This window comes from Xanthomonas sp. 10-10 (genome assembly GCF_040182365.1).
GTDB classification, from domain to species: Bacteria; Pseudomonadota; Gammaproteobacteria; order Xanthomonadales; family Xanthomonadaceae; genus Xanthomonas; species Xanthomonas arboricola_F.
Genome location: NZ_CP144460.1, coordinates 3,930,462 through 3,943,137, shown reverse-complemented (window position 1 = coordinate 3,943,137; position 12,676 = coordinate 3,930,462). Strand labels below are relative to the sequence as shown.

Below are 12,676 nucleotides of genomic sequence, written 5' to 3'. Positions count from 1 at the left end.
GCGACGCCAGGAAACGAGGTGGTCGTCATCATCCGGGTGCAACTTGACGCACATCTTTCCGCAGTATTGCCGTCATGCGTCAGTCGCTTCGATACGCGCAAGCGAATCTGGTTGATCGCCATATGGATAAGTTCATTGTGGTGTTGTTTGGCGCAGCGCATAGGCCAGCAATCGCGCCTGGAGACGCTCGCCAATCCTGCGCGGTGTGTCCAGTCCCATGCGCTGCAGACAGGCCGCTGCGTCGGTCGTGTCGGTAGCGCGCGATGTCGTTGCACGCGCCAGCGTCGCCAGCATTGCGCCCCTGCTGGCGGTGGCACGCTTGAGCCAGGTCAGTGCACGTAGCAAACGTTGTTCGACCGCAGTGAAATCGCTGCCAAGCGGATAATCGGGCAGGCTGCCATCGCGCCGGAATGGCGCCAATGCCCGTTCAAGCGCGTCGGGCGTGTTGCGTTGTGCGCGGGCGGGCAACAAGGGCGCCGTGCGCAGCTTGCGTGACTGGGCAGCCTGCGCAAGCAGCGCGTCCTGGAAGCGTGTATCGCAGATGCCGGCCATTTCCAGCACGCACTCCTGGTCGGTCTTGTGGCGCAGATCGGCGATGCCGTATTCGGTGATGTAGATGTCGCGCAGATGGCGGGGAATCGTGGTGTGGCCGTAGTTCCAGCGCACATTGCTGGCTGCCTCTGCGCCGGCATCGCGGGTGGCGCGCAGCATCAAGGTACTGCGTGCCTGCGGCAGGGCATGCGCCATCGCGACAAAGTTGTATTGCCCGCCGACGCCGGAGACCACGCGTCCGTCTTCCAGGCCATCGGACACCGCTGCACCGAGCGCGGTCGCCATCATGCAGGAGTTGAAGAAACGCGCGTCGCGGCGCTGCAGGCGCTCCAGGGTTTCATTGCCGCCGTACAGCTGGTTGATCTCGCTGATGCGGCGCATGCCGATGGCATTGCGGGTGTCGGCATCCAGATCGCGCAGCCATTGATAGAAGTCCGGCGAGCCGAGATAGAACGCGCCATGCAGGAACTCGCCTTCGCTTGCCAGGCGCGCACGATCGTCGGCATCGGCGCTGCCATCGGCAATGCGCTGCATCAGCGGCAGATCGTCGTGCACCTTGCGACGGATCACGCCGCTGTCCACCAGTTGCTTGAAGCCTTCGTTGAGCATTTCGCTGCAGCCGTACAGGCCGATCGCAAACGGCTCGAGGCCGCCGCTGGCAAGCACGCTGGGGTGCTGGTCCAGGGTTGGGTCCAGCGCCTGCAGCGCGCGGCGATAGGTCGCGTTGTCGGTGTGCCGCAGCACCAGGGCATGACTCAGCGCGTCGGCCAGCGTGCCGATGCCGATCTGCAAGGTGCCGCCATCGCGTACCAGCGTGCTTGCATACAGGCCGATGGCGTAATCGACGGTCGTCACCGGTTGCCGCGGCAGGCCGAACAGACGCGGCGATGGGCCGGGCAGGTCAATGATCAGATCGAAGAAGGTCGCATCCACCGCGGCAGTGCCGCCCATCCACGGCAGCTGCGGGTCCACTTCGGCCACCAGCAGCGGTCGGGGCAGGTCCAGCGCCTGCACGGCGTCCAGCGTGTCCTGGGTGATGTCGTTGTTGCACGACAGCGACAGCCGCGTGCCACCGGGTTCGCGCGCGACCTTCTGCACAATCAGATTCGGCGCGCGCTGCGCCACTGCGGCCGCGGCATGCGTGTAGTTCAAGCTGGTGTAGTCGGCCTGCGCCTGGGTGGAGTGCAACAGGCCGCCGGACTGCATGTAGAACTCTTCCACCTGCACGTGCGCCGGCAAGGCGTCGCGCAGCATGGCATCGACATACGCAAGGCGCGGAAAGTCCTCGCCGAAGTGACGCGCGATGAACGCAGCCGCAAAGCGCGCCCCAAACCCCTTGCCCGGTTTGGGCGGACTGAGCGACAGCGCGGTGTACAGCGCAAGCGATCGTGCGGGCGTGCTCTCGATCTGCGCATACAACGCATTCAACAGCCGGTGCGGCTTGCCGATGCCCAGCGGTGCACCCACCCGCAACGGGCCGGCGATGCATTGCAGGATGTGCGCGACCGCAGTGTCCAGATCAGTGACGTATGTAGGCATGCGCGAGAGCGTAGCCCAAAGCGCTGTGGTGGCGACACCGACAGCGGTCGGGCCACTCCCTACAGTGCGCAACGAATCGCTTCTGCAGATATTACAACTGGGTAACAACTGGCTCATGGTGGCGTAATCGAGCGCTCCCAGGATGCGCAGCATGATCACCTCACCCACCCCCGCCGGTTTTTGCCCCCGCCATGGCTTTGCCAGTGCCAGCCTGGTCGAGGCCACGCACGCGCAGCGCCATGAGGTGGAACAGTTCATCGCTGCGGTCTATCTGCGTCGCTATGGCGCGCAGCTGCGCAGCTTCCTGCCGCACCTGCTGGCCTATCGCGATACCAAGGGTGTGCTGCTGGCGGCGGTAGGGGTACGGCTCGGCAGCGCCGGTCGCCTGTTCGTGGAGCAGTATCTGGATAGCCCGGCCGAATCGACGCTGGCCGGGCGGATGGCGGTGCCGGTCGCGCGCTCGGGCCTGGCCGAGGTCGGCAACTTCGCCGCGATCAGCTCCGGCAGTGCGCGCGCGCTGATCCCGCAAATGACCCATGCGCTGCATCACGCCGGCGTGCGTTGGGTGCTGTTTACCGCAACCCGGACCTTGCGCAATACCTTCGACCGGCTGCAGCTGCAGCCGGTCGCCCTGGCGCCAGCGCTGCAGTCGCGTGTAAAGGACGACGGCACCGAGTGGGGCAGCTACTACGCCACCCATCCACAGGTCCTGTGCGGCGATGTCGCCGCCGGTCACGCGTTCCTGCTTGCGCGGCAGGCGCTGCACCCGCAAGCCGTACGCTGGGACGTCGATACGCTGCTGTGCCGGGCAGGAGCAGGCGCATGAGCGCGCGGTTCGCAGCGCTGCTGGGCGCCCTGCACGGCCATGCGCCGCGCGTGCTGACCACCGCCGGCAGCCTCGATGCGCAGCAACTGGCCGATGCCGTGGTGGGGCTGGCCGCGCGTCTGCAGACGGCGGGGCTGACCTGTGTCGCCAGCCGGCTGGACAACGGCCCGGGCTGGTTGATCCTGGATCTGGCGCTGCGCCTGATCGATGCAGTGCACGTGCCGTTGCCGACGTTCTTCTCCGAGGCGCAGGTGCTGCATGCACTGATGTCCAGCGGCGCGCAATGCGTCGTGACCGACGCGGCCGCCACTGCGCCACCAGGCACCCATGGCGAAATGTCTGCGTTGCAGTTCGATGCACTGCGCGCCTGGCGGGTGGAAGCGCTTGCGCAGAGCATCGTGCTGCCGGTCGACACCGCCTGCATCACCTATACCTCAGGCACCACCGGGCGTCCCAAGGGCGTGTGTCTGTCGGCCGACGGCCTGTTGACGGTTGCCGGCGCGTTGGTGGATGCATCGGCTGCGATCGCGCCGCGTCGGCACCTGTGCCTGATGCCGTTGTCCACCTTGCTGGAAAACGTCGCCGGGCTCTACGCAACCTTGCTGTCCGGGGCGCAGGTCGCGCTGCCGTCGCTGGCGGAAATCGGCTACAGCGGCGCCAGCGGGCTGGATGTGCCGACGCTGCTGCGTTGCCTGCAGCGTTATCAACCTGAGAGCGTGATCCTGGTGCCGCAGTTGTTGTTGGCATTGGTCAGTGCTGCAGAGCAGGGCGTGGCGCTGCCTGCATCGTTGCGCTATATCGCCGTCGGCGGCGGCCATATCGGCCCGAGTCTGCTGGCGCGCGCCGCAGCCTTGGGCCTGCCGGTGTTCGAAGGCTACGGCCTGACCGAATGCGGCTCGGTGGTCTGTCTCAACCGCCCCGGTGCGCTGCGTCCCGGCAGCGTCGGCCAGCCGCTGGCGCACACCCAGGTGCAGATCGTCGATGGCGAAATTCAAGTTGCCGGCGCGCGCGCGCTGGGCTATCTGGGCGAACAGCCGATGCCGTCGGGGCCGGTGCGCACGGGCGATCTCGGACGGGTGGACAGCGATGGGTTCGTCCATATCACCGGGCGGCGCAAACATGTCTTCATCACCGCGTTCGGTCGCAACGTCTCGCCCGAGTGGGTGGAAAGCGAGTTGCTGCAGCATCCGTTGCTCGCCCAGGCCGTGGTCTGGGGCGAAGCGCAGGCCGACAACGTTGCGGTGCTGTGGCCGCGTAGGCCCGGCAGCGACGATGCGGCCATCGCCCAGGCACTGGCCGAGGTCAACGCCGGCTTGCCCGACTACGCACGCATAGCGCGTTTCGTACGGGCCGATACGCCCTTCAGCGCACACGAGGGCCTGCTCACGGCCAACGGCCGTCCCCGGCGCGACGCAATCCTGGCCCGCTACCAATCCGACGTCGATCGCAGCTATCGATTGCCGGCCACCGTCTCTCTCGGAGTTTCAGCATGACCTTCTACACATCCCTGCTGGCGCATACCCAGGCCGAACGCGAACGCATGACGCAGGTGCCGATCATCCAGTCGGCACTCGTCGGGCAGATCGCGCACGATGATTACGTGGCGTTTCTCGCCCAGGCCTACCACCACGTGCGGCATACCGTGCCGCTGCTGATGGCCTGCGGCGCGCGGTTGCCGGCGCGGCTGGAATGGCTGCGCGAAGCCATCGGCGAATACATCGAAGAAGAGATGGGCCACCAGGAGTGGATCCTGGACGACCTGGTCGCGTGCGGCCAGCCGCGTGAGGCAGCCGTGCTTGCCGGGCCGTCGCTGGCAACCGAACTGATGGTCAGCTACGCCTACGACACCATCCAGCGCGGCAATCCGGTCGGATTCTTCGGCATGGTGCTGGTGCTGGAAGGCACCAGCGTGGCATTGGCCACGCGCGCGGCCAATCAGATTGCGCAGTCGCTGGAGTTGCCGCGCAACGCCTTCAGCTATCTGCTCTCGCATGGCGATCTGGATATCGAGCATGCCGGTTTTTTCGAAGGCCTGATGAACCGCCTCGACGACCCGCTCGACCAGCAGGCGGTCGTGTATGCGGCCAAGCGCTTCTACGTGTTGTACGGCGACCTGTTTCGCACCTTGCGCGCCGATGGCGTGCCTCTGGCGGAGGCGGCGTGATGGATCTTCGCGGCAGGTGCGTGATCCTCACCGGCGCCAGTGGCGGCATCGGCAGCGCCTTGTGCGCGCAGTTGGTGGAGGCGGGCGCGACCGTGGTGGCGGTAGGACGCACGCCAGCGACCTTGCAGCGGCTTGCCGACACGCAGCCGGCCGGGCGCGTGCTTCCGCTGGCAGCCGACCTCGCCAGCGCAGCGGGCCGTGCGTCGCTGCTGACGCGGATACACGCGCTGCAACCTGCACCGTCGGTGCTGGTCCTTGCACATGCGCGGGGCCACTTCGGGTTGTTGCAGGAGCAGGATCCGGCCAGCTTGGAGGCGCTGGTGCATGTGAACCTGACCGTGCCCATGCTGCTGGTGCAGGCCCTGCTGCCCATCTTCCTGAGGCAGCCGGAGGCGGCGATGGTGGCGGTCGGCTCCACGTTCGGCAGCATCGGGTTTGCCGGTTTCGCCGGCTATAGCGCGAGCAAATTCGGCTTGCGCGGGCTGTTCGAGGCCTTGGCCCGCGAACACGCAGACACGCAGGTGCGCTTTCAGTATCTGGCGCCGCGCGCCACAGCGACCAGCTTCAATCCCGCCGCGGTCGATGCGCTCAACGCGGCCTTGGGTACGGCGGTGGACCGGGCCGAGGACGTCGCGGCAGCGCTGGTGCAGTCGATCGCGCGTGGGGACGCGCGTCGGCAGTTGGGCTGGCCGGAAAAACTGTTTGTCCGGCTCAACGGCCTGCTGCCCGAAGTGGTGGACCGTGCGTTGCGCAAACAACTTCCCCTCATCCGCCGCCATGCGCGGCCCGGTAGCGTGGTTGCCACACAGGAGCTTTCGCATGAATCGCAATGACTGTCAGTTGCGTATTCTGGCTGCACTGGCGATGTTGGGTATCGCCGGCGCCGGTTGGGCGGCCGGTCCGGCGCCGCAGGTGGCGCAGCTGCAGGATCGTTGGGCGGTGATCGCCTACCAAACTCCAAAATCAGAGCGGGTTGCGGCGCTGGAAACGCTCGTGCAGCAGGCCGAACAGGTACGGCACGCCTTGCCGGACGATGCCGATGCCCTGATCTGGGACGGCATCGTGCGCTCCAGTCTGGCCGGCGAAAAGGGCGGTCTGGGCGCATTGGCGCAGGTCAAACTCGCGCGGACGGATTTCGAGCAGGCGATCAAGCGTGCACCGCGTGCGCTCGATGGCGCGGCCTACACCAGTCTGGGAGCGCTGTATTACCAGGTGCCTGGCTGGCCGATCGGATTCGGCGACGATGCCAAGGCGCGCACCTTGCTGTATCAGGGTCTGGCAATCGATCCTGACGGACTCGACAGCAATTATTTCGTCGGGGATTTTCTGCGCGATCAGAAGGACTGGGCCGGTGCCGCAAAGGCCTTCGAGAAAGCCGCTGCCGCAGCGCCCAGACCGGGCCGGCAGATTGCCGATGCCGGCCGCCTCAAGGAGCTGGCCGCCAAGTTGGCCGATGTGCGCGCGCAGCTTGCCAAGCACTGAGCCGCCTCACAGACTGGCTCACATGCGCATCTTGTTGGTCGAAGACGATCTTTCGCTGGGCGAAGGCATCCGCACCGCCTTGCGGCGTGCTGCCTATGCGGTGGACTGGGTACATGACGGGGTCAGTGCGCTGATGGCCCTGCAGGAAGACACCCTGGATCTGGTGATCCTGGACCTGGGGTTGCCGCGCATGGATGGGATCGAGGTCATTCGCACCGCCCGCGCCCGCGCACTGGACACGCCGATCCTGGTGCTCAGCGCCCGCGAGCGCGCCGCCGATCGCGCGCTGGGCCTGGATGTGGGCGCTGACGATTATCTGGGCAAGCCCTTCGACATCAACGAGCTGCTGGCGCGCACGCGAGCGCTGCTGCGACGTGCGGCCGGGCGTGCGCAACCGACCTTGCAGGCTGGCGCGCTGCGGCTGGATCCGGCCGGCATGTCGGTGCGTTGGCATGGCCGCGATCTGGATCTGACCCGGCGCGAATTTGCCCTGCTGTGGCTGTTGATGGAGCAGCATGGCAGGCCGATCGGGCGCGAACGCATCCAGCAACATCTCTACGGATGGGACGAGGACGTCGCCAGCAATGCAGTGGATGTGCACGTGCATCAGCTGCGTCGCAAGTTGTCACCGGCGCTGATCCGTACCGTGCGCGGCATCGGTTACGCGCTCGACGAGCAGGCCGCCCAGGCCGCCGTACCGCCGCAATGAATTCGATCCGCCGGGTGCTGTTGCTGGCCTTGCTCGGCGTGTTGTCGTTGCTGATGTTGGCCGCAGCCGGGTTCAGTTATCGCGCCGGGCTGCAGGAAGCTGGCGAAATGTTCGATGCGCGCCTGGTGCAATCGGCGCGCGTGCTGGTGTCGTTGGTGGACGAACCCTTGGGCGATCTGGCGCAGGGCGAGCCGATCGTGATCCGTGGATGGCACGGGCAGGCGCAGGGCGTGGGCGAAGCGCTGGCGTTCAAGGACGGCCATGCCTACGAAACCAAGCTGGCGTTTCAGGTGCGCAATGCCGGCGGCGCGTTGCTGTTGCGCTCGGACAGTGCGCCAGCGCAACCGTTGGCGCCGTTGCGTGCCGGCTATGCAGACGTGCGATTGCCCGATGGGCAGTGGCGTACGTTTACCTTGCACTCGCCGGGTGGGCGCTGGTTTCAATCGGCCGAGCGCGCCGATATCCGCGAAGAGCTTGCCGAAGATATTGCATTGGGCACCTTGTTGCCGTTGCTGATGGCGTTGCCGTTGATGGCGCTGTTGATCTGGGGCGTGGTGAATTGGGCCACGCGCTCGCTGGTGCGGGTCTCCGACGAGATTGGCGAACGCGACCCCAAGCGTCTGCAGCCGTTGCAGCCGCAGCGCATGCCGCGCGAAGTGCATGGCCTGGTACGCGCGGTCAACGGTTTGATGGACCGGGTGCAGGAAGGGCTGGAACGCGAACGCCGCTTCATCGCCGATGCCGCGCACGAACTGCGCACGCCGATCGCGGCGCTGAAAGTGCATGCGGCCAATCTTCGCCTGGCCGCCAACGCGCAGGAACGCGACGAATCGCAACAGCAACTCGATGCCAACGTGCTCCGCATCGAACGCATGGTGGCGCAATTGCTTGCCATGAGCCGGGTCGAAGCAGTCACTGCCTTGCCACGGCGCAGCGTGAGCCTGGACACCTTGGTGCGCAGCGAATCCGAAGATGTGCTGGTGGTTGCGCTGCAGCGACAGCAAGAGGTGGAACTGGCACTGCAGCCGGTGCTGGTGCTCGCAGACGAGTCTGCGTTGTCGCTGCTGTTGCGCAACCTGCTGGAAAACGCCGTGCGCTACACACCGCCGGGCGGCCGCATCCGCATCAGCACATATGCCGGACCGGTGCCGACGTTGGTCGTGGAAGATTCCGGGCCGGGTATCCCGGAAGCTGCGCGCGGACGTGTCTTCGGCCGCTTCCATCGCGAGCTGGGCACCGGTGTAGAGGGTAGCGGCCTGGGTCTTTCGATCGTGCAGGACATTGCCCAGGCGCACGCAGCGCAGGTCCACCTGGACGATGCGCCAACACTCGGCGGCTTGCGCGTCAGTGTGCGATTTGTGGGCAGTGCCGCCGACTGAGGTCTGCAGTCATTGCGCCATGCATTTGACCTGGTAACCACGGCCGCTGGCCTTGCGTGTGGCCAAGCGTGCCGAAATACGGCCGGGGCAGCGATGTCGTGGGCAATGTGCGGCGCAGCCCGGCGCAGACGCATGCACCTGCCGACGTGCGTGGCATGAGACTGCAGCATCGGCAAGGCCCGCGCTGGTCGATCCCGCGAGCGGCGAGGCTCGCGCTTGACAAGGCGTTCGTTCACAGCTGTAATCATAAAAAATTACAGGCGTAATCGTATGCCGATCAGCGATGCGGAAGCGGTGGTGATGCAGGTGCTCTGGGACCGGGCGCCGCGCACGGCGGACGAGGTGGTTGCCGCGTTGGCGCAGACCCATTGGGCCGAGCCGACCGTCAAGACCTTGCTCAATCGCTTGCTCAACAAGGGCGCCATCGCAGCGCAGAAGGAAGGGCGCAAATACCTCTACACGCCGCTGTTGCAGCGCGATCACTGGGTGCAGCAACAAAGCGAAGGGCTGCTGCAACGCCTGTTCGGCGGGCGGGTTGCGCCGCTGGTGGCACACTTCAGCGAACGCGGAAAACTCAGCGCCTCCGACGTTGCCGAATTGAAGCGTCTGCTCAAGGAGTTGGACGATGAGCCCTGACGCGCTGATGTGGCTGCGCGCCACGGCCTACACCACGGTCGCATTGCTGGCGTGCCTGCTGCTGCGCCGTCCGCTGCGCATTTGGCTGGGTGCCACCGCAGCCTATGCAATCTGGGCCAGCGTGCCGCTCGCGCTGCTGGCAGCCGTGCTACCTGGCCCGCCAGTGGGGGCGGTGGTCGTGCAGGTGCCGGCCCTGACCGCCATCCCGCTCGCACCGGGCACTGGCAATGGCGCGGCAGGCGTGCAGCAGTGGTTGATCGCGGTGTGGCTGGCGGGCGCGGTGTTGAGCGCGGGCATGGTGTGGCGTGGTCAGCGGCGCTTCTTGCGCAGTCTTGGCCCGCTGCATGCGCTGGACAACACGCTATGGGTTGCCACGCATGATGTCGGGCTGCCTGCTTCGCTGGGAGTCATGCGCCCGCGGATCGTGCTGCCGACCGATTTCACCACGCGCTACAGCGCCGACGAGCGTGCCTTGATCCTGGCCCACGAGCGATTGCATCTGCGCCGTGGCGATCTGCAGGCGAATCTGCTGGCCACCGTGCTGCTGTGCATCGGCTGGTTCAATCCGCTCGTGCATCTGGCATGGCGTGCATTCCGGCTGGATCAGGAGCTGGCCTGCGACGCCGCCGTGCTTGCGCGCCATCCGGGCAAACGGCGCAGCTATGCCGGCGCGATGCTCAAATGCCAGCTGGGCAGCAGATGGTCGCCGTTGGCGTGCCGCTGGGCCGCGACGCATCCGTTGACGCAACGCATTTCCGCGCTGCGCGCCCCGGCGCGGGAGATGCGCCGTGCACAATGGGACCTGCGCATGGTGATGGCGGTTGCAGGCGTTGCCAGTCTTGCCGGTTGGGTCATCCAGCCTGCGCGTCTGGGCGCGACACCGACGCCCGGCAATGCGGTGGATTTCAGCACGATGCAGCCGCCCCGTTATCCAGCCGAAGCGCTCACTGCACACCTTGCCGGTTTTGTCGAGTTGCAGATCGACGTCAGCCCGGGCGGCACGCCCGACCGCGTCGTGATCGTGCATAGCCGGCCGGCCGGAGTGTTCGATCGGTCCGTGCTCGATGCCGCGCGTCACTGGCGCTTCAAACCGGCAACTGCAGACGGCAGGCCGGTGGCTTCCCAGATACGTGTGCCGGTCCGGTTCGAGCTGGACCCGCCGGAACAGGCGGGCGCATCCACCGATGCTGGCGGCAGCCAGCGCCTTGCGTCGCAATCCCGGCGCATCGATGACTGCGTTGCATCCGCAGGATGCGCAAAACAAGGGGCACTGCCATGAAGGACGGTCTGGCATGGTGCGGCGTCGTCGCGATGAGCCTGTGCGGCTGCGCAACGCAGCGCATGGCAGAGCAGGAGCGCAGTCAGCGCGAGGATTCGGTGGATCAACGCATGCTGCCGCCGCAATCCGGTGGCGGTGGTGGTGCCGTCGCCTCGTATACGCTGGCGCAAACCCAGCGGTTCCGCATGCCGCGCGCCCTGCGCAGCGAGGCGCCGGTGCTGCCGGCCGATTCGCCGCGTCAGACCTTGCCGCCAACCACGGTGTGTGCGCATGTGATTCTTGCAGCCGACGGCGCAGTGCAACGCGTGGACCCCATGTCCGATCGCGACGAATGTGCGGCCGGGCTGTTGCCGGAAAACACCGACCTGCTGCACGCCGTGCGCACGACCGTGCAGCACTGGCAGTTTGTTCCCGCCGCACTATGCACCTATGCGCCGGATGTCGCACAGCCGGCGGCGCTGGATGATTGCAGCGGTGCGACGCATGCAGAGCCGGTGCCGGTGACGTTGTCGTTCGCGTTTACCTTCGAAGTGCGGCAGGGCAAGGTGAGCGTGCGTACCGGCAAGGTTGCGCAGTGAGCGGACGTGATTGCGGCGCTTGATGTGCGTGCGCAGCAACGGCTGTCGCGCAGCGGCAACATCCAGGCCTTCGTCATGCAGGCACTGGCGTGATCAACGACGTAGCGCGGCATCGTCTGCAACGGGCAAGACAACTCTCGGATCACCGTGATGGATATCGGCCGGACGCGGGCGCCGATTACATCGGCAGGCCGCTCTTCGCCCGTCCCGTCGCCCACCAGCGTCTCACTGCACTACATGCACGCTGTCGGCGATGCGCTGTACCTCATCCGGGTTGTGGCTGACATACAGCATCGGCAGACGGATCTCATCGCGCACGCGCTGCAGGTAAGGGATCAACTCTTCGCGGCGTGCCTGGTCCAGTGCGGACAACGGTTCGTCGAACAACAGGATGGCCGGTTGCGACAGCAGTGCGCGGCCGATGGCCACGCGTTGCGCCTCGCCACCTGACAGATTGCGTGGGCGGCGTTGCAGCAGCGGGGCGATACCGAGCAGGGCCACCACGTCGTCGAATCCGAATGCCGCACCGCGCGCGTGCCGGCCGTAATGCAGGTTGCGCCGCACATCCAGATGCGGGAACAGCCGCGCATCCTGAAACACATAACCGATCCTGCGTCGATGCGTCGGCACGTCCACGCCCTGCGCGTGATCGAACAGGCAGCGTCCATCGATACGGATATGCCCGGCGTGCGGCCGTAGCAGGCCGGCAATGGCATTGAGCACACTGGTCTTGCCGGCACCGGAAGGGCCTACCAACGCCACTACCCGCGCATCGTCCTGGATACGGATATGCCGCTGAAAATGGCCGCGTTGCAGGTGAAGATCCAGATCCAGCATCAATCGTCCTCGCGCCGATACTGTCTGCGCACCAACCACTCCGACAACAGCAGCGCTCCCAGCGAGATCGCCAGCGCCACGCCGGCCAGGCGCCACACGCCCGATTCCATGCCCGGCACCTGCATCAATCCATAGATGGCCGACGACAGCGTCTGCGTCTGGCCGGGGATATTCGACACGAACGTGATCGTCGCGCCGAATTCGCCCAGCGCCTTGGCAAACGCCAGCACCACGCCGGCCACCAGGCCAGGCCAGGCCAGCGGCAGGGTGATGCTGAAAAACACCCGCCACGGTCCTGCGCCGAGCGTGGCGGCGGCCGCTTCCAGGCGGCGATCGGTGGCTTCGATCGACAAGCGGATTGCGCGCACCATCAACGGGAACCCCATCACCGCGCATGCCAGCGCCGCACCGGTCCAGCGGAACGCGAACTGGATGCCGAGGTATTCCAGCAACCAGCTGCCGACCGGCCCTTGCGTGCCCAGCACCACCAGCAGCGCGTAGCCGGTCACCACCGGCGGCATCACCAGCGGCAAGTGCAGAAGGGCGTCCAGCAGCGCCTTGCCCGGGAAGCGCCGCCGCGCCAGCAGCCAGCCGCAGGCGATGCCCGGCGGCAGGCTGGCGATGGCGGCAACCAGCGCGACCTTCAGGCTCAGGCCGATCGCGGTGACTTCTTCAGCGGTGAACATCGACAGGCG

At 66.5% G+C, this 12,676-nt stretch carries 13 protein-coding genes; 10 read left to right on the top strand and 3 right to left on the bottom strand.

Annotated features, from left to right (window positions below; genetic code table 11):
• Positions 1 to 132: 132 nt before the first annotated feature.
• On the bottom strand, positions 133 to 2,091 hold the full coding sequence (locus VZ068_RS16515; RefSeq protein WP_349655903.1) for an acetyl-CoA hydrolase/transferase C-terminal domain-containing protein: 1,959 nt from the start codon (positions 2,089 to 2,091) through the stop codon (positions 133 to 135).
• A gap of 151 nt (positions 2,092 to 2,242) precedes the next feature.
• Here VZ068_RS16515 and VZ068_RS16510 point away from each other — a divergent pair, with 151 nt between their 5' ends.
• From VZ068_RS16510 to VZ068_RS16465, 10 genes are all read left to right on the top strand, one after another.
• Positions 2,243 to 2,917, top strand: coding sequence for a thermostable hemolysin (locus tag VZ068_RS16510; RefSeq protein ID WP_349655902.1), 675 nt, complete (start codon positions 2,243 to 2,245; stop codon positions 2,915 to 2,917).
• Complete coding sequence (locus tag VZ068_RS16505; RefSeq protein ID WP_349655901.1) at positions 2,914 to 4,410, top strand: AMP-binding protein; 1,497 nt, start codon at positions 2,914 to 2,916, stop codon at positions 4,408 to 4,410. Before VZ068_RS16510 ends, VZ068_RS16505 begins: the two co-directional genes overlap by 4 nt.
• Positions 4,407 to 5,081: an iron-containing redox enzyme family protein gene (locus VZ068_RS16500; protein ID WP_349655900.1), complete on the top strand. Its 675-nt coding sequence runs from the start codon at positions 4,407 to 4,409 to the stop codon at positions 5,079 to 5,081. Before VZ068_RS16505 ends, VZ068_RS16500 begins: the two co-directional genes overlap by 4 nt.
• The gene (locus VZ068_RS16495) at positions 5,081 to 5,914 is read left to right on the top strand and encodes an SDR family oxidoreductase (RefSeq protein ID WP_349657735.1); all 834 of its coding nucleotides are present in this window, start codon (positions 5,081 to 5,083) and stop codon (positions 5,912 to 5,914) included. Before VZ068_RS16500 ends, VZ068_RS16495 begins: the two co-directional genes overlap by 1 nt.
• The gene (locus VZ068_RS16490) at positions 5,901 to 6,563 is read left to right on the top strand and encodes a hypothetical protein (protein WP_349655899.1); all 663 of its coding nucleotides are present in this window, start codon (positions 5,901 to 5,903) and stop codon (positions 6,561 to 6,563) included. Before VZ068_RS16495 ends, VZ068_RS16490 begins: the two co-directional genes overlap by 14 nt.
• 22 nt (positions 6,564 to 6,585) lie before the next feature.
• Positions 6,586 to 7,272, top strand: coding sequence for a response regulator transcription factor (locus VZ068_RS16485; protein WP_349655898.1), 687 nt, complete (start codon positions 6,586 to 6,588; stop codon positions 7,270 to 7,272).
• A 17-nt stretch (positions 7,273 to 7,289) separates the two neighbouring features.
• Positions 7,290 to 8,651, top strand: a complete 1,362-nt coding sequence (locus tag VZ068_RS16480) for an ATP-binding protein (RefSeq protein ID WP_349657734.1) — start codon at positions 7,290 to 7,292, stop codon at positions 8,649 to 8,651.
• A 270-nt stretch (positions 8,652 to 8,921) separates the two neighbouring features.
• Positions 8,922 to 9,287 (top strand): BlaI/MecI/CopY family transcriptional regulator, encoded by a 366-nt coding sequence (locus VZ068_RS16475; RefSeq protein WP_259156093.1) that lies wholly within the window; start codon positions 8,922 to 8,924, stop codon positions 9,285 to 9,287.
• Positions 9,277 to 10,566, top strand: a complete 1,290-nt coding sequence (locus VZ068_RS16470) for a TonB family protein (RefSeq protein WP_349655897.1) — start codon at positions 9,277 to 9,279, stop codon at positions 10,564 to 10,566. Before VZ068_RS16475 ends, VZ068_RS16470 begins: the two co-directional genes overlap by 11 nt.
• A complete protein-coding gene (locus VZ068_RS16465) occupies positions 10,563 to 11,144 on the top strand; it encodes a hypothetical protein (protein ID WP_349655896.1) in 582 nt (193 codons plus the stop codon). The genes VZ068_RS16470 and VZ068_RS16465 overlap by 4 nt, the downstream gene beginning before the upstream one ends.
• A 225-nt stretch (positions 11,145 to 11,369) precedes the next feature.
• On the opposite strand, the gene modC is transcribed toward VZ068_RS16465, so the two are convergent.
• The gene (gene modC / locus VZ068_RS16460; RefSeq protein WP_259162593.1) at positions 11,370 to 11,981 is read right to left on the bottom strand and encodes a molybdenum ABC transporter ATP-binding protein; all 612 of its coding nucleotides are present in this window, start codon (positions 11,979 to 11,981) and stop codon (positions 11,370 to 11,372) included.
• Positions 11,981 to 12,667 (bottom strand): molybdate ABC transporter permease subunit, encoded by a 687-nt coding sequence (gene modB / locus VZ068_RS16455; protein ID WP_259162587.1) that lies wholly within the window; start codon positions 12,665 to 12,667, stop codon positions 11,981 to 11,983. The genes modC and modB overlap by 1 nt, the downstream gene beginning before the upstream one ends.
• Positions 12,668 to 12,676: the final 9 nt, after the last annotated feature.